Here is a 17,988-nt window from a genome sequence, read left to right on the forward strand (position 1 = left end):
GACTGGAGGTCAGAAAATGAACATCAAGAGCCTTCTCCTCGGCTCCGCTGCGGCTCTGCTCGCAGTTTCCGGTGCGCGCGCCGCCGACGCCGTCGTCGTCGCCGAGCCGGAGCCCGCTGAATACGTCAAGATCTGCGACGTCTACGGCGCTGGCTACTTCTACATCCCCGGCACCGAAACCTGCCTGCGCATCGGCGGCTATGTCCGTTACGACATCGGCGGCGGCGACGTCGGCTCGTTCGATGGCGCAAGAAGCGCTGATCACATGGATGCCGGTGAGAGCAACGACACCTGGCGCAAGCGGGCCCGTCTCTCGCTGAAGACCTGGACCGGCCAGGAAACCGAGCTCGGCACCTTGAAGACCTACACCGAGACCCGCTTCAACTTCAACAATGCCAACGCCGACACGAGCCCCTACATCAACGAAGCCGGCAACTCGGGCGCTTCGCTGAACTTCGCCTGGATCCAGCTCGGTGGTCTCCGCGTCGGTAAGGACGAATCGGCTTACAACACCTTCATCGGTTATGCCGGCGAAGTTATCCAGGATACGCTGGTTCCCTACGGCGGCTTCGACACCAACGTCATCCAGTACTACTTCGATGCTGGCAACGGCTTCTCGGCCGTGGTCTCGCTCGAAGAAGGCTATGGCGCTTACACGATCGACAGCTATGTTCCGCATGTCGTCGGCGGCGTGAAGTGGACGCAGGGTTGGGGCGCTATCACCGGCGTCATCGCTTATGACAGCAACTACGAAGAAGTGTCCGGCAAGGTTCGCTTGGACGTGAAGGCGTCTGACGCTGTCACGCTGTGGATCATGGCCGGTTACGGCACCGACGACAACCTCAGCGACGGGACCTTGGCTTTCCCGGCTGGCGGTCGCGGCATGTACAAGCAGTGGGGCGGCAACTGGGCAGTGTGGGGCGGTGGCACCTACAAGTTTAACGAGAAGACCTCGTTCAACGCTCAGATCTCGTATGACGATTGGAAGAATCTCGGCGTCGCCGCGAACATCGCCTACGACATCGTCCCCGGCTTCACGGTTACGGCCGAAGTCGACTACCTCAATGCAGGCAAGTTCGACGACGCCGACTTCTCCAACTGGACCCATGCCGACAAGAAGAGCAGCGTCGGCGGTATCCTCCGCTTCCAGCGCTCGTTCTAAGGGCTGGTTCTACACAGGTGAAATCCAGCCCGGGCGCACAAACGCCCGGGCTGTTTTTGTTTCGTGACTGGGTCAAGGCAGACAGAAGGAACAGGGGGTAACGGTAGCTGAATAGGGTCCGTGGGTGATTTCGTGGGATCCGCTGATGGGCGGATGAAATCACAACTGCGTGATTCAAATCTCTTGAAAGGACGCCTCCAAGCGGGTAGGGCTGATCTATCCCACTCGGGGGTGTGGCAAATGATGACGACCGAAGCGATTCAAGAGGGTGAGCCTTCTGATCATTTTTCGATGTTTTCTTCTCAAAATGCGAATATACGATACAGTTACAACAAGATCAGAGAAGTAAAGTCGTATAGGGTTCGAGAGCTCTTTTTAGCATACCGGGACATATTATGGGATGATGGGCGGCATAAGTACAATGTCAGCTCTTTCATCGGCGAGATAGATGAGCTTCTCCTTGGGGAGCGATTCAGCGCCTTTGACCAGAGTACCCTGGACAACCTCATTGGTACCTTGCGCCAGCGCGGCAACAGCAACGCAACCATCAACCGAAAGATGGCTGCCCTTAGCAAACTGCTGCGCAAGGCATATAAGATGGGAGATATCCACAGCCTGCCCGAGTTCCGCCGCCAGAAGGAGCGGGCGGGACGGATTCGTTTCCTCGAGAGGGACGAAGAGGCACGGCTGTTCGCGGCCATCAGGAGCCGCAGCGAGGACGCCTACAGGCTTTCAGTTTTTTTGGTCGATACCGGGTGCCGTCTCGGTGAGGCGCTTGGGCTGATCTGGAACGACATCCAGGAACATCGGGTCAGTTTCTGGATCACCAAATCCGGTCGCAGCCGCACCATTCCGATGACCGAGCGGGTCAAGGAGGTCATCAAGCTGCCGGCTGCCGAAGGCCGACGGCCCAAAGGCCCGTTCACCAAGCTCAGCCAGGCACAGTTCCGTGCCATCTGGAACGATGCCAAAGCCGAAGTTGGCCTTGGCGCCGATGACCAGGTGGTGCCGCATATCTTGCGACACACCTGCGCCTCGCGTCTCGTCCAGGGTGGCATCGATATCCGCCGTGTGCAGATGTGGCTCGGTCACCAGACGCTGTCGATGACCATGCGTTATGCGCATCTGGCCACCAATGACCTCGATGGCTGTGTGGTCGTCCTGGAAACACCTCGCGGCGAGCAACCGGCAAGCAGTGGGGAAGGCTCCATGTTTTCGTCGCCTGTGACCACTCCCTCATCCCCGCCCACGGCTCGGAAACAGCGGGACGAATCAGCCGCGGCCTCGCCGAAAGCGCCTCGGAAAAATTCAAAAGCCAAATAGGCTGGGGAGCTAGCTTATACTGTTGTGTCAACCCCAGGACCTTGTTTGGTCTTGGGGTTTACTTTAGATGCGCCGTCACTCGGCGCGATCAAGGAAAGACGCGATGGCGTCCGGCAAGTTGCCGGTTTCGAGGAAAGGGGCGTGGCCCTGGCCCTCTACAGTGATCGTCTCCATCATGGAATGATGCTCTTGCATCTGCCGTAGTGTGTCTGTGGACAGCAATCTCGAGTTGGCGCCGCGTATGGTGAGCAATGGGATCGCGGCCAACGCGTCGAATTGCGGCCATAGGGCAGGTAGAGGCTGCGTCAGATCGAGACCCGCAACGGTGTCGACCAGCTTCGGGTCGAAATCCGGCAACAGGCCCTGATCCGTCTCGCGGTTGAGCGCCCGTACCATCCGCTCCCAATCCACGTCGGTGAGAGCGGGAAAGTCCTGGCCGTGAACGCTGCGTTGGGCAGCCACGGCCTCGGCGAAGGTTCTGGGGTTCGGTGTCCGTTCAAGATAGGACTTGATATGGGCGAGACCGGCCGCCTCGATCACCGGCCCGATGTCGTTGAAAACAATGGCTTTCAGGATAGCCGGCTGCATCATGCCGAGCACATGGATGATCAGCCCGCCGCGTGATGTTCCGATAAAGGCGGCCGCCTCTATTTCCAATGCCGCCAGCCCGGCAAGGATGTCGCCGGCTTCGACGCCGACATTGTAACGACCGACATCGGCATCGTAGGCGGACTGCCCGCGCCCGCGATAATCGAAGGCAACGACCTTGCGCGGAGCCTGAGCTCGAGCCGAAAGATAGAGCGCGAGTTCATGAAAATCCCGTGCGTTGCGGGTCAGGCCGGGCAGGCAGACGACCGGCCAAGGACCGGCATTCACGTCACCATAGACGCGCGCGTGAAGGTTTAGCCCATCCGGCGCGCTGTAGAAAAAATCGGAGAAACCTTCACTGCTCGACATCTGGACGCGATTCCTTCCGCCTGCCTGATTGTCTTCCGACTGCTATAGGCGAGGGAAGGTGGGGTCAAATTGAGATTGGGTTGGAGAGAGCCGCCGATCCGCAGAGGCAGAATCGACAGCTTCGGCGACGCCTCTTGAGGGGTCGGCTGCGTCAGCCGCGCCCGTTCACGAGATCTCCAACGATGTCGTATTTGCCGGAAATACGCATCTTGTAGACCTCGTAATTCTCCATCACGCGCTGCACGTAACTTCTTGTTTCCGTGTAGGGAATCCGTTCGATCCAGTCGACGACGGCGTCGATGTCCTTTCCGCGCGGGTCGCCGTATTTCGCGACCCACTGGCTGGCCCGGTTGGGACCGGCATTGTAGCCGGCGAAGGTCAGCACATAGGAGCCGTTGAAGCGGTCGAGCTGCTCGCCGAGGAAGGCCGAACCAAGCGTCGCGTTGTAACCGGCGTCGGTGGTCAGCCGTGTCTGCGAGAATTGCAAACCGGCCTTCTTCGCCAATTGCTTGGCGGTGCCCGGCATCAGCTGCAGCAGTCCGCGAGCGCCTGCGCTCGACACGGCACCGATGTTGAATTCGCTTTCCTGGCGGGCGATCGCATAGGCCAGCGCCTTGCCCGAGCCGGAAATGTTGGCCGAATCGGGAATGACGCCGAGCGGATGCGACAGTGCGCCGACATCGATGCCGCGCGCGCCAGCGATCTTGCCGACTTTCAGCGCCATGAAATGGTTGCCTTGCTTTTCCGCCAAGACGGCGAGCAGCGCCAGTTCGCCTGGGCTGGTCAACTGCCCGGCAAGGTCGCGATAGAGCGTTTCGGCATAGCGGTCGTAGCCCGCCTCCTGCAGCCGCTTGATGGCGCTGACGGCCTCGCGGCCGGCAAAATTCTGCCGGTCGGCTGCATCGGGCTGCGGGTAGGCAATGTTGAGCGCCTGCCGGCCGACGCGTTCGGCGGCAAGCTGGCCGTAAAATGTCGTGCCGTAGGCAGCGGCGCGCGCAAAATAGTCCTTGGCGCTGCCCGGGCCGCCGACTTCCGCCGCCCGGCCGAGCCAGTAGTAGGCGCGCGACAGCGTCATCGGTCCCTGGGCGAGGTCGGCGATGCGCGCAAAATGCGTTGCCGCGGTTTTCGGATCGTTCAGGCCACGCAGCGCATACCAACCGGCATGGAACTCGGCCTCCGCCGCATTGGTGGCGCTTTCGGCGGCATGCGTGGCGACGATCTGGTAGGCCGTCTTCATGTCGCCCTGGTCGACCAGTTCGCGCGACAACACCCGGCGCTCGACCCACCAGGCGTCCGGATCGACCAAAGCTTCGCGATCCGTCGGTGCCTGCATCACGACAGCCGCGGCGTCGGCAAAATTCTCTTTTTTGCGCAGATATTCGGCCTGCGCGAAGAAGTAGCCGGCTGAACGCTGCGCCGCCGGCACGGCCTTGAGCAGTTTCGGCGCATTCTTGTCGCCTCTGTCCGCCGCCGCCCAGGCGTCGGCAAGCTGCTGGGCACCGGCGAGGCCGGCGACGCGCTGCGCCGAATTCGCCCGATCGGCATAGAACATGCGCTCCATGCGAAAACGGTGGTCGGCGGCCGGAATCAGGCTGCCGAATTCCTTGAGCAGCGCCGCCTCGTCCTTGGCCTCCAGGATCGCGGTACGCCAGAACGGCGACAGCACCGAACGCGCCGCCTTGGCATTGCCCGACGCCACATAGGCGCGGGCGAGAACCATCACGCCTTCGAATGTCTGCGGCTGGCTGCCGTCGAACGCGGCAATGACGGTATCGGGGGCAGGGTTTTCGCGATAGAGCGCGCGCTCGCTGTTCTTGCGCAAGGCGACGGTGCCGGGCCAGGTGGGCAGCATCTTCGCGGCGGCGGCAATATCGCCGCTCGGAACCTTGTCACCGCCGTAGAGCGCGATCGCCCAGGCAAGGATATGCTTGTCGAGCGTGTGGCCGGGAAGGGCATCACGCACGGCGCGGGCGCCGGGAATGTCGCCAGCCGCCAGCGCATCCAGCCCGCTTTTCAACAGGGCGACGCTTGGCGAGGCGTCCTGTGGCGCCTCGGCCTGCAGGCCCGGCATCGGGATGGTCGAGGTGACCTGCACATCGACGCTGCCGCCGATCGCCATGCCCGGCATCAGCGCGAGCGTGGCGCCAAGCAGCGCGAAGAGGTGAGGCCGACTTGTCGGCATGGTCTTTTCGTCTTTCCTTGTCCTGGCATTCTACCAGCAGGCGCAGAGGCTTCGAAGCCTAAACTTAGGTCGTGAAGAGCCCGTAAACAAAGAGTTAGCGCGGTCGTTCGAATTGCGCTTGCTGGCACCATGGCAATGCTTGCCGCGCAACAATGTCGAGACTATGGTGCGCGGCTTCGCTTTCGGCTAGAAGGCGCGCACGATGAAACACCGATGCATGTCGCCTAAAAGTGGGTACCGGTTTTAGGGACATCGATATGCATGAACAAAGAAGTGCCAAGGAGTTGGACGACATGCTGAGAGGCTCGCTTACTGCGCTCGTGACACCGTTCGAAAAGAGCGGGCGTTTCGACGAGAAAGCCTTTCGCGCGTTCGTCGACTGGCAGATCGCCGAGGGCACGACGGGCTTGGTCCCCGTCGGCACCACTGGCGAGTCGCCGACGCTGTCGCATGACGAGCACCGCCATGTCGTCAAGGTCTGCATCGAGGTGGCCAAGGGCCGCGCACCGGTCGTCGCCGGCGCCGGCTCCAACAACACCGAGGAGGCGGTCGGGCTGGTGCAATATGCCGAGAAGGCCGGCGCCGACGCCGCACTCGTCGTCACGCCCTATTACAACAAGCCGACGCAACGCGGCCTCTACGCGCATTTCGCCGCCGTCGCCAGGGCAACCAGCCTGCCGATCATCATCTACAACATCCCGCCGCGCTCGGTCATCGACATGAGCCCGGAGACGATGGGCCAGCTGGTGCACGACTTCAAGAATATCATCGGCGTCAAGGATGCCACCGGCAAGGTCGAGCGGGTTTCCGAGCAGCGCGCCACGTGCGGCAAGGATTTCATCCAGCTTTCGGGCGAGGACGCTTCGGCGCTCGGCTTCAACGCGCATGGCGGCGTCGGCTGCATTTCGGTGACGTCGAATGTCGCGCCGCGGCTCTGCGCCGAATTCCAGGAAGCAACGCTTTCTGGCGACAGCGCCAAGGCGCTGGAGCTGCAGGACCGCCTGCTGCCGCTGCACAAGGCGATCTTCCTCGAGCCCGGCGTTTCCGGCGCGAAATATGCGCTGTCGAAGCTGGGCAAGGTCGAGAACGTGCTGCGTTCGCCGCTGATGACCGTCGAACAGTCGACCGCCGACAGGATCGATGCGGCGATGAAGCACGCCGGCTTGATAAACTAGGGATGAGGCGCCACCTCTCCACATCATGAATCAAGTCAGAAAAGCCGATCCCAACAACAAGACCGTTGCGGAAAACCGCAAGGCGCGGTTTTCCTATGAGGTGCTCGACACGATCGAGACCGGCCTGGTGCTGACCGGCACCGAGGTCAAGTCGCTGCGCCAGGGCCAGGCCAACATCCAGGACAGCTATGCCTCGGTCGAAGGCGGCGAGATCTGGCTGATCAATTCATACCTGCCGGAGTATCTGCAGGCCAACCGCTTCAACCACGAGCCCCGCCGCCGCCGCAAACTCCTGCTCAACAAGCGCGAGATGGCCAAGCTGGCACAGAGCGTCGACCGCGAAGGCATGACGCTGGTGCCGCTGAAGATCTATTTCAACGATCAGGGTCGCGCCAAGCTGCTGCTCGCCGTCGGCCGCGGCAAGAAATTGCACGACAAGCGAGAAACCGAGAAGCAGCGCGACTGGTCGCGCGAGAAGGGCAGGCTCTTAAAAGAGCGGGGGTAGGCAGGGGCCATTCGTTTGAAGAACCGGATCGTCCTTTTGGGTTTGGCCAGCCTGGTCCTGGTGTGTTTCATCGCTGCGGGCGGCTATCTCTATTTCAGGGCATTCTCGCCAGACCGCGGCAAATATCCGGTGCGGGGCATCGACGTCTCCCATCACCAGGGCCAGATCGACTGGCGCCGCGTTGCCGCCGCCGACGTCGCCTTTGCCGTCATCAAGGCGACCGAAGGTGGCGATCATGTCGACGATGCCTTCTCCACCAATCTGCGTGAGGCCCGCGCGGCCGGACTTGCCGTCGGCGCCTATCATTTCTTCACCTTCTGTCGGCCTGGTGCCGACCAGGCGAAGAATTTCATCTCGGTGGTGCCGCACGACCAGCCCTTGCTGCCGCCGGTCGTCGACATCGAGTTCGGCGGCAATTGCCCGCAGCGGCCAACACCCGAGCAACTGAACGCAGAACTTGCCGCGTTCCTCGCTCCAGTCGAGGCCGCGTTCGGCAAGCCGGCGATTGTCTATCTGACCGACGAGGCTGAGCAGGCCTATGCCGGGCGCATCCCCGCCCGGCCGCTCTGGCTTCGCTCGTTGCTGCTGCAGCCGGATCGCGGCGACTGGATCTACTGGCAGTACCACAACAAGGGACGCGTCGACGGCATCAACGGCGATGTCGACCTGAATGTGCTGCAGGGTGGTCCGGCCGTGTTGGGCGCACTGTCCGCGCCATCATCGGGATCGATCGTTCCGCAAGCCAAGTGATCTCCCAAGCCAAGTGATTTCCCAGGCCAAGTGATCCCCGGAAGCCATTCCGGGACCTCGCTCGTCGTCTCAAGCTGCAGCCTGGGAAGCCTCCGGCGCCAGCGTGACATTGGCATCGCCCCAGACTTTGAGCGCGGTGATCACCGGTTCCAGGCTTCTGCCGCGCGGCGTCAGGCTGTACTCCACTTTCGGCGGCACTTCAGGATAGATCTTGCGCGCAATCAGCCCATCGGCTTCCAGTTCGCGGAGCTGGTTGGTCAGCATGCGCTGCGTGCAGTTCGGAATGCGCCGGCGGATCTCGTTGAAGCGCATCGTGCCCTCGAACAGATGATAGAGCACGACGCCTTTCCACTTTCCGTCGATGTAGCGGAGTGTTCCCTCCACCGTGCAGCCGGGGCTGCAATCGAATCGCTCATGGCGAATGCGCGGCATGACGGTATCCTTTTCGACACTATGTGCTTTATATGTGCATTCTTGCGCTTCCGGCACATAATCCGCATCTCTGCTCTGAACAACACTCAAGAGCAATCGCGGAGACCAAAATGCGCGCCGTCGGCTATCAAATCCCAGCCCCCATCAGCGATGAGACCTCCCTGGTCGATATCGATTTGCCCAGGCCCGAGCCGAAAGGTCGTGACCTGCTGGTCGAGGTGAAGGCAATCTCGGTCAACCCGGTCGACACCAAGGTGCGGCAAAGCGCCAGACCCGAGGCCGGAGCATGGCGTGTGCTCGGCTGGGACGCTGCCGGCCGGGTCGTTGCGGCCGGTCGGGACGCCAGCCTGTTCAAGGCGGGCGACGATGTCTTCTATTCCGGCGCCCTGGCGCCACAAGGCACCAATGCCGAATTCCATATTGTCGATGAGCGCCTTGTCGGCCGCAAACCCGGCTCGCTCGGCTACGCGCAGGCGGCGGCCCTGCCCTTGACGGCGGTCACCGCCTGGGAGGCTCTGTTCGACCGCCTCGATGTCAGGAAACCTGTCGCTGGCGCGGCTAAGGCCATTCTGATTATTGGCGGCGCCGGCGGCGTTGGCTCGATCGCGGTGCAGCTGGCGCGCCAACTGACCGATCTGACGGTGATCGCCACCGCATCGCGGCCCGAGACGCGGGACTGGGCGCTTGGGCTCGGCGCTCATCAAGTCGTCGATCACTCCAGGCCGCTCGCCGCCGAAGTCGCAGCCCTTGGTCTCGGCGCACCTGCCTTTGTGTTCTCGACGACCAACACCGACCGGCACTTGGCCGAGATCGCCGAACTGATCGCGCCGCAAGGCCGTTTCGGGCTGATCGACGATCCCAAATCGCTCGACATCAATTCGTTCAAGCGCAAGAGCGTCTCTGTGCATTGGGAGTTCATGTTCACCCGCTCGATGTTCGAGACGCAGGACATGGCCGCGCAGGGCGAGCACCTCAACGAATTGGCCCGGCTTGTCGACGCCGGGACCATCCGCACGACGCTGGGCGAGACCTTCGGTCCTATCAATGCCGCCAATCTGAAGCGCGCCCACGCGCTGATCGAGACCGGCAAGGCCAAGGGCAAGATCGTGCTGGAGGGGTTCTGAAGGGCGGCGCTATTTCTGCAGGAAGGCCGCGATCTCGCTGAAGACGCTGACGAACATCTCCTCGGTCAGCACACCTGTGTTGGTGTTGTAGCGCGAGCAATGATAGCTCGAAAACAGCGTGATGCCCCCGGCCGGCAGCTGCCCGCCATGCTTGAACGGATAGGCGGCGACGCGCCCACCCAGCGCGCGCACCGTCGACTGGTGCGCGATCGACCCCAGCGCCAGCACGGCGCGCAAATTGGGAAAGCGGGCGATCGTCGGCACCAGGAACGTCCGGCACGTGGCAATCTCGGCGCCCACCGGCTTGTTCTCCGGCGGCACGCAGCGCACCGCATTGGTGATCGCCGTGCCGACCAACTCCAGTCCGTCATCCGGCCGCGCCTTGAACTCACCGCGCGCAAAACCGTGCGAAATCAACGTCGAGTACAGCAGGTCGCCGGCATAGTCGCCGGTGAAGGGCCGTCCGGTGCGGTTGGCGCCGCGCAGGCCGGGCGCCAGCCCAACGATCAGAAGCCGGACGGCGTCGTCGCCATCGGGTGGCAAAAAAGTCGGCACCGGCGCGTTGAACCAGGATGGCTCACGTTGCCGCCATTCGGCGATGAAATCATGCAGCCGCGGACAGAGCAGGCAGTCGCGGCCGGGTTCGGAGATGGAAAGGGCGGTCAACGCGACCGGCCTCAGTAGTCGTCCTCGTCGACTTCGGCCGGCTCGGGCCGGCGCATCGGCCGCTCGGACGGATCGCGACCGACCTCGTTCTTCAACGTTGTCAGGTCAATGAAATGGTCGGCCTGGCGGCGCAGGTCGTCGCTAATCATCGGCGGCTGAGAGGCCATGGTCGAGACGATCGACACCTTGCGGCCACGCCGCTGCAGCGCCTCGACCAGCGTGCGGAAATCGCCGTCGCCGGAAAAGATGACGTAATGGTCGACGACATCGGCGAGTTCCAGCGCATCGACAGTGAGTTCGATGTCCATATTGCCCTTGATCTTGCGGCGGCCGGTCGAGTCGGTGAATTCCTTGGCCGGCTTGGTGACCACCTTGAAGCCGTTGTAATCGAGCCAGTCGATCAGCGGACGGATCGAGGAGTATTCCTGATCCTCGACCAGCGCGGTGTAGTAGTAAGCGCGCAGCAGGTAGCCGCGCTTCTGGAAGCTCGACAGGAGCTTGCGATAGTCGATGTCGAAGCCGAGCGCGCGCGACGTCGCGTAGAGATTGGCGCCGTCGATGAATAGGGCGATTTTTTCACGAGGGTCGAACATGGAAAATAGTCCTTTTCGAAATAATCGGCCGTCTAACGAAATGCGATAGCGACTATCGGTCAGGCTCATAATAAACCGGCTGACCTTCGCGCTATCCGAGATAACGCCAGTTTCACGGCAATCCAAGGGCGTGTTGGCGAACTGCAAGCAATTGTGATCGGGCGCCGAACCGATGGATGCAGCCTGATTTTGCCGATCGGGTGTTTAAATGAAGGGATTGGCGGCCCTGCGACCCCGCCATTGCCATGATGCTTGTGTTTTGGCGGCGTTCGGGTTAAGGACCGCGCCTGATTTCCATCAAATCCATCGCATGAAAGGGGCAGTCCATGGCCCGCGTAACCGTTGAAGATTGCATCGACAAGGTCGACAACCGCTTTGAGCTGGTGCTCCTTGCCGGCCACCGTGCCCGCCAGATCAGCCAGGGCGCGCCGATCACCGTGCCGCGTGACAACGACAAGAACCCGGTCGTGGCGCTGCGCGAGATCGCCGACGAGACACTGTCGCCCGACGACCTCAAGGAAGACCTGATCCACTCGCTGCAGAAGCATGTCGAGGTCGACGAGCCCGAAGCCGATGGCGAGGCGATTGCCGACCAGACCGGCGCCACAGTCGCGGCCACCGATGCCGACGACGCCGAGGAGAACATCACCTTCGACCGGATGACCGAGGAAGATCTCCTGGCCGGCATCGAGGGCCTGGTGCCCCCGGAAAAGAGCGACGACTACTAAGCGAGCCTCCGTTCTGGAGGTCGCTGGAACAATCTTCCGCACTTCCGTATCGGCAGTTTCGTGGCTATCTATGACATGCGCCGTACAGCAGTGCGGCGCATGATTCATTTCACCGCTGCGAGATCCCGCCCATGATGCGTCAGTATGAGCTTGTCGAGCGCGTCCAGCGCTACAAGCCTGACGTCAACGAGGCGTTGCTCAACAAGGCCTATGTCTATGCCATGCAGAAGCATGGCCACCAGAAGCGCGCTTCCGGCGATCCTTATTTCTCGCATCCGCTCGAAGTCGCCGCCATCCTCACCGAAATGCACATGGACGAGGCGACGATCGCGGTCGCCCTGCTGCACGACACCATCGAGGACACCACGGCGACGCGGGCCGAAATCGATGAGCTGTTCGGGCCCGAAATGGGCAAGCTGGTCGAGGGGCTGACCAAGCTCAAGAAACTCGATCTCGTGTCGAAGAAGGCCGAGCAGGCGGAAAACCTGCGTAAGCTTCTGCTGGCGATTTCGGAGGATGTCCGCGTCCTTCTGGTCAAGCTCGCCGACCGTTTGCACAACATGCGCACCCTCGACCATATGCCGGAGGCCAAGCGCCTGCGCATCGCCGAGGAGACGATGGACATCTATGCGCCGCTCGCCGGGCGCATGGGCATGCAAGGCATGCGCGAGGAGCTGGAGGAGATCGCCTTCCGCTACATCAACCCGGAAGCCTATCGCGCCGTCACTGCCCGGCTCGCCGAAATCTTCGAGCGCAACAAGGATGTGCTGTCCGAGATCGAGAAGGCGTTGTCCGCGCTGTTCGAAAAGCATGCGATCAAGGCCAGCGTGAAAAGCCGTCAGAAGAAGCCGTGGTCGGTGTTCCGCAAGATGGAGGCCAAGGCCCTGTCCTTCGAGCAGCTGTCCGACATCTTCGGCTTCCGTGTCGTCGTCGATACGGTGGAGGATTGTTATCGCGCGCTCGGAGCCATCCACACCGCTTGGTCGATGGTGCCCGGCCGCTTCAAGGATTACATCTCGACGCCGAAGCAGAACGACTATCGGTCGATCCACACCACCATCGTCGGGCCGTCGCGCCAGCGCGTCGAGCTGCAGATCCGAACCCGCGAAATGAACAAGATCGCTGAATACGGCGTGGCAGCGCATTCGATCTACAAGGACACCGGCGGCAAGACCAACGGCGCCGCCCATGCGATCTCGAAGGAGACCAACGCCTATGCCTGGCTGCGGCGCACCATCGAGCAGCTTGCCGAGGGTGACAATCCGGAAGATTTTCTCGAAAACACCAAATTGGAACTGTTCCAGGACCAGGTGTTCTGCTTCACGCCGAAAGGCATGCTGATTGCACTGCCGCGAGGTGCTACGCCCATCGATTTCGCCTATGCCGTGCACACCGATGTCGGCGACACCTGCGTCGGCGCCAAGGTCAACGGCCGCATCATGCCGCTGATGACGGAACTGAAGAACGGCGACGAGGTCGAGATCATCCGCTCCAAGGCGCAGGTGCCGCCGGCGGCCTGGGAATCGGTCGTCGTCACCGGCAAGGCGCGCTCGGCCATCCGCCGCGCCACCAAGAATGCCATCCGCAAGCAGTATTCGGGCCTCGGCATCCGCATCCTGGAACGCGCCTTCGAGCGCGCCGGCAAGACCTTCACCAAGGAGAGCCTGAAGCAGGTGCTGCATCGGCTGGCGCGCAAGGATATCGAGGACGTGCTGGCCTCGGTCGGCCGTGGCGAGCTCGCCTCCACCGATGTCATGAAGGCGGTATTCCCCGACTACAAGGACGAGCGTGTCACCACCGCCGCGCCCAAGCAGCGCGAGGAGGGCTGGTCGAAAATCCGCAACGCCGCCGGCATGCTGTTCCAGATTCCGGGCCGCGCGGCGCGCAAGGACAAGGACCAGCCGCGCGATGGCGCCGTGCCGATCCGCGGCGTGCGTGGCGACCTGCCGGTCCGTTTTGCGCCGGAAGGGGCGGTGCCTGGCGACCGCATCGTCGGCATCGTCCAGCCCGGCACCGGCATCACCATCTATCCGATCCAGTCGCCGGCGCTGCAGGCCTTCGACGACCAGCCCGAACGCTGGATCGACGTGCGCTGGGACATTGACGAGCGCACCAAGGAACGGTTTCCGGCGCGCGTCTCGGTCACCGCCATCAACGCGCCGGGTTCGCTCGCCGATATCGCCCAGGTCGTTGCGTCGAACGACGCCAACATCCACACGCTGTCGATGGTCCGCACCGCGCCCGACTTCACCGAGATGCTGATCGATCTCGAAGTCTGGGATCTGAAGCACCTCAACCGGCTGCTGTCGCAGCTCAAGGACAATTCGAGCGTCAGCGACGCAAGGCGTGTCAACGGCTAGACCATGATCCCGAAAAGTGGGGACCGGTTTTCGGAAGAGATCGTGGTCAATCAAGATGAGGCAGAAATGAACACCGATGAAGTGCTGGGGATTTTCCGCGAAGCAGGTGCTGTTCTCGAAGGGCATTTCATTTTGACCTCGGGCCTGAGAAGCCCGGTCTTCCTGCAGAAGGCGCGCGTGTTCATGCATGCCGACAAGACCGAGCGGCTGTGCAAGGCGCTGGCCGAAAAGATCCGCGCTGGCGTGCCGGGCAAGATCGACTACGTCGTCGGTCCGGCGATCGGCGGGCTGATCCCAGCCTACGAGACCTCGCGCCATCTCGGCGTGCCGGCGATATGGGTTGAGCGGGAAGGGGGCGAGTTTCGCCTGCGCCGCTTCGAGATCGCCAGCGGTGCGCGCGTCGTCATCGTCGAGGATATCGTCACCACCGGCCTGTCGATCCGCGAAACCATCGAGTGCCTGCGCGAGCTTGGCGCTGAGGTGGTTGCCGCCGCCTGCATCATCGACCGTTCGGCCGGCAAGACCCATGTCGGCGTGCCGTTGATCGCGCTCGCCGAATATGAGGTTCCAGCCTATCCGGCCGACCGGCTGCCGCCGGAGCTGGCCGCCATACCGGCGGTCAAGCCCGGCAGCCGCAATATTTGACCCATGCGTGCCGCCCAAAAGTGTGCAGCGGTTTTGGGTTAACGACATGCATGAAAACAAATTGGCGATGATCGCAGGCATCGATCATTTCGTGCTGACGGTCGCTTCGCTGGACGTGACCTGCGCCTTTTATCAGCGCGTGCTGGGTTTTGAACGCATCGATGCGCCCGGCCGGCCGACAGCGCTGGCTTTCGGCACCCAGAAGATCAATGTGCACGAGGTGGGCCGCACCTTCGAGCCGAAGGCGAAGGCGCCGACGCCCGGCTCGGGCGACTTCTGCCTGATCACCGACCGGCCGCTGGGCGAAGTCAGCACCCGTCTCTCGGCCAATGGGGTGGTGGTGGAACTCGGACCGGTCGAACGCGTCGGGGCTCGTGGTCCGATGATGTCGGTCTATTTCCGCGACCCGGACGGCAATCTGGTCGAGGTCAGCGAATATTTGCCGTAGCCGCCGCGCCTTTCGGCCATACGACAAATGCCGGTTCCTTAAATTCGCCGCGATTGTCCAATGTTCGATGCGAGGAATGCCATCCCGCAAGGGCGGCAACAAGCGCACGCCAAGCAGGCGGCGTTGGTTGTTCTCCTGCCAGCGCGTCGCTATATCAACGTGGCGATTGCCATCGGGGGATCGTCAAGCGCAAGATAGTGCTGTTGCGCCCGGCTGAAAGTGCCGGCGCGGGAGCTGTGAAACGGGTACAGAGTGCTTTTTCGACGCCGCAAGCCTGATGGCCTTATCGAGCGGGTGCGTACCTATTTGTGGCCGCGCCGCTCGTTTTCGCGCTCGCTTCAGTATTTCTCCAAGCGCATCCTGCGGCTGAAGGCCACACCGCACGCCGTGGCGGCCGGTGTCGCCGCCGGCGTCTTCGCCTCGTTTTTTCCCGTGGGCTTTCATTTCGCCATTGCCGCCATCCTGTGCTGGGTGATCGCCGGCAATCTGGTGGCGGCGGCCCTTGCAGCGGTTTTCTTCGGCAACCCGCTGACCTTTCCGCTGCTGTGGGGCGCCTCCTGGGAAACCGGAAAGCTGATCCTGCATGACCGCCTGCCTGCGCATGGCCCACCGGCGCATCTGGGCGAGATGCTGCACAGGCTTTCCTTCGCGCAATTGTGGAAGCCCGTGCTCGAGCCGATGCTGATCGGCGCGATCCCGCTCGGGCTGGTGTTCGGCCTCTTGTTCTATGGCGTCACGCGCTGGGGTATGAACGCTTTCCGCGAGCAGCGACGCAAGCGCCTCGCCGAGCGCGCAAGCCGGCATGGGCAATCGTCTCATCCCGGCGGAAGCATTGGTTCCGCCGCACGATGATCATCGGCATCGGCAGTGACCTGATCGATATCAGACGCATCGAAAAGTCGCTTGAGCGTCACGGCCAGCGCTTCATCCAGCGAATCTACACCGATCTCGAGCAGGCCCGCTCCGAGAACCGCCGCGCGCGTGCTGCGTCCTACGCCAAGCGCTTCGCCGCCAAGGAAGCCTGCGCCAAGGCGCTGGGCACGGGTCTGGCGCAGGGCGTGTTCTGGCGCGACATGGGTGTCGTCAACCTGCCCAGCGGCGCGCCGACCATGGCGCTGACGGGAGGGGCACGGGCGCGGCTGGACAAAATCCTGCCTAAGGGCCATCGGGCGGCAATCCACCTCACCATCACCGATGATTTCCCGCTCGCTCAAGCCTTTGTGATCATCGAGGCGTTGCCCGTCGAAGAAGCGCCACATTGATTGCATCTGACGACCGGCACGACGTTGCCCAGCGCGCGCCGAGACTCTATACCATCCAACGCACAATCGAGGACGACATGAGCGTGGTTGATAAATCTGAGAAGAAATCCGGCGGCCTTGGCGAGACCGTCAGCGTCATCGTGCAGGCGCTTTTGCTCGCCCTGGTCATCCGCACGCTGTTGTTCCAGCCTTTTTCGATCCCGTCGGGATCGATGCGCCCGACGCTTCTGGAAGGCGACTATCTGTTCGTCACCAAATGGTCCTACGGCTATTCCCGCTACTCGCTGCCTTTCGGCCCCGACATCTTTTCGGGCCGCATCTGGGGCTCCGAGCCGAAGCGCGGCGACGTGGTGGTGTTCAAGTTCCCGCCTGACCCGTCCGTCGACTACATCAAGCGCGTGGTCGGCCTGCCCGGCGACAAGATCCAGGTCAAGGACGGCCAGCTGTTCATCAACGACGTCGGCGTGCCGCGCGTGAAAACCGGCCAGATCGACAATCCCGACATCACCGAAGAGCCTCGGCCGATCGACGTCTACCGGGAAACGCTGCCCAACGGCGTCAGCTACGACACGCTGGACATCTCGCCCAATTCGATCGGTGACAACACCCGCGAATGGAACGTGCCCCCCGGCCACTATTTCATGATGGGCGACAACCGTGACAATTCCTCGGACAGCCGCTTCACCGTCGGCTTCGTCCCGGCGGAAAATCTGGTTGGCCGCGCCAATCTTGTTTTCTTCTCGATCGCCGGCAAGGCGAGCCCGCTCGAAATCTGGAAATGGCCGACGCTGATGCGCGCTTCGCGCCTGTTCCACTTCGTCAATTGATGGCTTTGAAGCGCCCGACAGGCGAAACACTGGCCGGTTTGGTGAAGGCCAAGACCGGCCATGTCTTCAAGGATCTCCGCTTGCTCGAGACCGCATTGACGCACTCCAGTGCGGTCAAGGCGGCAAGCAACAATCAGCGTCTCGAATTCCTTGGCGACCGAGTGCTTGGGCTTGTGGTCGCCGATATGCTTTTCGAAAAGTTTCCCGACGCGCCGGAAGGTGAAATTGCGCCACGTTTCAATGCACTGGTCGATGCGAAAACATGCTCCGAGATCGGCATCGAAATGCAGCTCGAGGATATGGTTCGGGCCGACGCGGCCTTGAAGACGCGGTCGCGTGGCTCGGGCGGAAACTATCTGGCAGATGCGGTCGAAGCCCTGATCGCGGCGGTTTATGTTGACGGTGGCATCGACGCCGCGCGGCGCTTCGTCCTGCGCTACTGGGAGCCGCGCTCGCGCACGGTTGTGGCAAAGCCGCTCAATCCGAAATCCGATTTGCAGGAATGGATTGCCAAGACCAGCGATGCGCGCCCTGAATATGTGATCGAAAAGCGCGAAGGGCCCGACCACCAGCCGGTCTTCACGGTGTCCTTGCAGGTCAGCGGCTTTGCGCCTTCCACCGGCACCGGCGGCTCCCGCAGGGCAGCGGAAGAAGCGGCGGCTTCGGCATTTCTTTTGCGTGAAGGCGTCTGGGCCAGCGCATCGAGCCAAAAATCGGAGCCGATTTTTGGAAAGCACGATGCGTAGAGTCAAAGTTTTAGAGCGTCCTTTGTGCGTCCAAGTAGACGCGCGCGCTCTGGAGCAATTCCGGGAAAAGTGTATAGCGCTCTCCCTCAGGGAATTGCGTCAA

The 17,988-nt window shown here is 62.2% G+C and carries 19 protein-coding genes; 14 read left to right on the plus strand and 5 right to left on the minus strand.

The features are described 5' to 3' along the window. Positions 1-16 precede the first annotated feature (16 nt). Both AC1D08_RS31820 and AC1D08_RS31825 read left to right on the plus strand, forming a co-directional pair. On the plus strand, positions 17-1,162 hold the full coding sequence (locus tag AC1D08_RS31820) for a porin (protein ID WP_477226234.1): 1,146 nt from the start codon (positions 17-19) through the stop codon (positions 1,160-1,162). Between the two features lie 240 nt (positions 1,163-1,402). After that, positions 1,403-2,485 (plus strand): tyrosine-type recombinase/integrase, encoded by a 1,083-nt coding sequence (locus AC1D08_RS31825; protein WP_477226235.1) that lies wholly within the window; start codon positions 1,403-1,405, stop codon positions 2,483-2,485. Positions 2,486-2,560: 75 nt separating this feature from the next. Here AC1D08_RS31825 and AC1D08_RS31830 read toward each other — a convergent pair whose 3' ends face one another. Together AC1D08_RS31830 and AC1D08_RS31835 are read right to left on the minus strand one after the other, a co-directional pair. Next, positions 2,561-3,442, minus strand: a complete 882-nt coding sequence (locus AC1D08_RS31830; protein ID WP_477425000.1) for an alpha/beta fold hydrolase — start codon at positions 3,440-3,442, stop codon at positions 2,561-2,563. A 151-nt stretch (positions 3,443-3,593) separates the two neighbouring features. Beyond that, positions 3,594-5,624 carry a lytic transglycosylase domain-containing protein gene (locus AC1D08_RS31835; protein ID WP_457153874.1) on the minus strand — a complete coding sequence of 677 codons (2,031 nt, stop codon included), beginning with the start codon at positions 5,622-5,624 and terminating at the stop codon, positions 3,594-3,596. Between the two features lie 293 nt (positions 5,625-5,917). Here AC1D08_RS31835 and dapA point away from each other — a divergent pair, with 293 nt between their 5' ends. The 3 genes from dapA to AC1D08_RS31850 are packed head-to-tail and all read left to right on the plus strand — an operon-like array spanning position 5,918 to position 8,054. Next, on the plus strand, positions 5,918-6,799 hold the full coding sequence (gene dapA, locus AC1D08_RS31840) for a 4-hydroxy-tetrahydrodipicolinate synthase (RefSeq protein WP_457153876.1): 882 nt from the start codon (positions 5,918-5,920) through the stop codon (positions 6,797-6,799). A 25-nt stretch (positions 6,800-6,824) separates the two neighbouring features. Beyond that, entirely contained in the window at positions 6,825-7,304 is a 480-nt protein-coding gene (gene smpB / locus AC1D08_RS31845; protein WP_013896388.1) for an SsrA-binding protein SmpB, read from the plus strand. A 36-nt stretch (positions 7,305-7,340) separates the two neighbouring features. Continuing rightward, positions 7,341-8,054, plus strand: coding sequence for a glycoside hydrolase family 25 protein (locus tag AC1D08_RS31850; protein WP_457153875.1), 714 nt, complete (start codon positions 7,341-7,343; stop codon positions 8,052-8,054). Positions 8,055-8,123: 69 nt separating this feature from the next. On the opposite strand, the gene AC1D08_RS31855 is transcribed toward AC1D08_RS31850, so the two are convergent. Beyond that, a complete protein-coding gene (locus tag AC1D08_RS31855; protein WP_167392168.1) occupies positions 8,124-8,486 on the minus strand; it encodes a winged helix-turn-helix transcriptional regulator in 363 nt (120 codons plus the stop codon). Between the two features lie 110 nt (positions 8,487-8,596). On the opposite strand from AC1D08_RS31855, the gene AC1D08_RS31860 reads away from it, so the two are divergent. After that, positions 8,597-9,610, plus strand: a complete 1,014-nt coding sequence (locus tag AC1D08_RS31860; RefSeq protein WP_477425002.1) for a zinc-binding alcohol dehydrogenase family protein — start codon at positions 8,597-8,599, stop codon at positions 9,608-9,610. 9 nt (positions 9,611-9,619) lie between these two features. Here AC1D08_RS31860 and AC1D08_RS31865 read toward each other — a convergent pair whose 3' ends face one another. Both AC1D08_RS31865 and AC1D08_RS31870 read right to left on the minus strand, forming a co-directional pair. Then, positions 9,620-10,276, minus strand: a complete 657-nt coding sequence (locus AC1D08_RS31865; protein WP_457153439.1) for a uracil-DNA glycosylase — start codon at positions 10,274-10,276, stop codon at positions 9,620-9,622. Between the two features lie 11 nt (positions 10,277-10,287). After that, complete coding sequence (locus AC1D08_RS31870) at positions 10,288-10,869, minus strand: LabA-like NYN domain-containing protein (protein WP_095086599.1); 582 nt, start codon at positions 10,867-10,869, stop codon at positions 10,288-10,290. 326 nt (positions 10,870-11,195) lie between these two features. Between AC1D08_RS31870 and rpoZ the strand changes: the two genes are divergently transcribed. From rpoZ to rnc, 8 genes are all read left to right on the plus strand, one after another. Then, positions 11,196-11,597 (plus strand): DNA-directed RNA polymerase subunit omega, encoded by a 402-nt coding sequence (gene rpoZ / locus AC1D08_RS31875; protein WP_477418426.1) that lies wholly within the window; start codon positions 11,196-11,198, stop codon positions 11,595-11,597. A 131-nt stretch (positions 11,598-11,728) separates the two neighbouring features. Further along, positions 11,729-13,957, plus strand: coding sequence for a RelA/SpoT family protein (locus tag AC1D08_RS31880; protein ID WP_095086593.1), 2,229 nt, complete (start codon positions 11,729-11,731; stop codon positions 13,955-13,957). Positions 13,958-14,023: 66 nt separating this feature from the next. Continuing rightward, positions 14,024-14,602, plus strand: coding sequence for an orotate phosphoribosyltransferase (pyrE, locus tag AC1D08_RS31885; protein ID WP_095086590.1), 579 nt, complete (start codon positions 14,024-14,026; stop codon positions 14,600-14,602). Between the two features lie 46 nt (positions 14,603-14,648). Continuing rightward, on the plus strand, positions 14,649-15,050 hold the full coding sequence (locus AC1D08_RS31890; RefSeq protein ID WP_457153442.1) for a VOC family protein: 402 nt from the start codon (positions 14,649-14,651) through the stop codon (positions 15,048-15,050). Between the two features lie 252 nt (positions 15,051-15,302). Then, positions 15,303-15,902, plus strand: coding sequence for a DUF2062 domain-containing protein (locus tag AC1D08_RS31895; RefSeq protein ID WP_477226242.1), 600 nt, complete (start codon positions 15,303-15,305; stop codon positions 15,900-15,902). Then, entirely contained in the window at positions 15,899-16,312 is a 414-nt protein-coding gene (gene acpS, locus AC1D08_RS31900; RefSeq protein WP_184871218.1) for a holo-ACP synthase, read from the plus strand. The genes AC1D08_RS31895 and acpS overlap by 4 nt, the downstream gene beginning before the upstream one ends. Before the next feature lie 77 nt (positions 16,313-16,389). Next, on the plus strand, positions 16,390-17,139 hold the full coding sequence (gene lepB, locus AC1D08_RS31905; RefSeq protein WP_095086791.1) for a signal peptidase I: 750 nt from the start codon (positions 16,390-16,392) through the stop codon (positions 17,137-17,139). Then, complete coding sequence (gene rnc, locus AC1D08_RS31910; protein ID WP_457154092.1) at positions 17,139-17,885, plus strand: ribonuclease III; 747 nt, start codon at positions 17,139-17,141, stop codon at positions 17,883-17,885. Before lepB ends, rnc begins: the two co-directional genes overlap by 1 nt. Positions 17,886-17,988 lie beyond the last annotated feature (103 nt).

The organism is Mesorhizobium sp. P2_E6 (genome assembly GCF_056403835.1).

What these genes read in the sequence shown, in the direction of transcription:
- AC1D08_RS31820 (WP_477226234.1), top strand. Translation starts at nt 17, where the DNA reads ATGAACATCAAGAGCCTTCTCCTCGGCTCCGCTGCGGCTCTGCTCGCA.
- AC1D08_RS31825 (WP_477226235.1), top strand. Translation starts at nt 1,403, where the DNA reads ATGATGACGACCGAAGCGATTCAAGAGGGTGAGCCTTCTGATCATTTT.
- AC1D08_RS31830 (WP_477425000.1), bottom strand. Translation starts at nt 3,442, where the DNA reads ATGTCGAGCAGTGAAGGTTTCTCCGATTTTTTCTACAGCGCGCCGGAT.
- AC1D08_RS31835 (WP_457153874.1), bottom strand. Translation starts at nt 5,624, where the DNA reads ATGCCGACAAGTCGGCCTCACCTCTTCGCGCTGCTTGGCGCCACGCTC.
- dapA (WP_457153876.1), top strand. Translation starts at nt 5,918, where the DNA reads ATGCTGAGAGGCTCGCTTACTGCGCTCGTGACACCGTTCGAAAAGAGC.
- smpB (WP_013896388.1), top strand. Translation starts at nt 6,825, where the DNA reads ATGAATCAAGTCAGAAAAGCCGATCCCAACAACAAGACCGTTGCGGAA.
- AC1D08_RS31855 (WP_167392168.1), bottom strand. Translation starts at nt 8,486, where the DNA reads ATGCCGCGCATTCGCCATGAGCGATTCGATTGCAGCCCCGGCTGCACG.
- AC1D08_RS31860 (WP_477425002.1), top strand. Translation starts at nt 8,597, where the DNA reads ATGCGCGCCGTCGGCTATCAAATCCCAGCCCCCATCAGCGATGAGACC.
- AC1D08_RS31870 (WP_095086599.1), bottom strand. Translation starts at nt 10,869, where the DNA reads ATGTTCGACCCTCGTGAAAAAATCGCCCTATTCATCGACGGCGCCAAT.
- rpoZ (WP_477418426.1), top strand. Translation starts at nt 11,196, where the DNA reads ATGGCCCGCGTAACCGTTGAAGATTGCATCGACAAGGTCGACAACCGC.
- AC1D08_RS31880 (WP_095086593.1), top strand. Translation starts at nt 11,729, where the DNA reads ATGATGCGTCAGTATGAGCTTGTCGAGCGCGTCCAGCGCTACAAGCCT.
- pyrE (WP_095086590.1), top strand. Translation starts at nt 14,024, where the DNA reads ATGAACACCGATGAAGTGCTGGGGATTTTCCGCGAAGCAGGTGCTGTT.
- AC1D08_RS31890 (WP_457153442.1), top strand. Translation starts at nt 14,649, where the DNA reads ATGCATGAAAACAAATTGGCGATGATCGCAGGCATCGATCATTTCGTG.
- acpS (WP_184871218.1), top strand. Translation starts at nt 15,899, where the DNA reads ATGATCATCGGCATCGGCAGTGACCTGATCGATATCAGACGCATCGAA.
- lepB (WP_095086791.1), top strand. Translation starts at nt 16,390, where the DNA reads ATGAGCGTGGTTGATAAATCTGAGAAGAAATCCGGCGGCCTTGGCGAG.
- rnc (WP_457154092.1), top strand. Translation starts at nt 17,139, where the DNA reads ATGGCTTTGAAGCGCCCGACAGGCGAAACACTGGCCGGTTTGGTGAAG.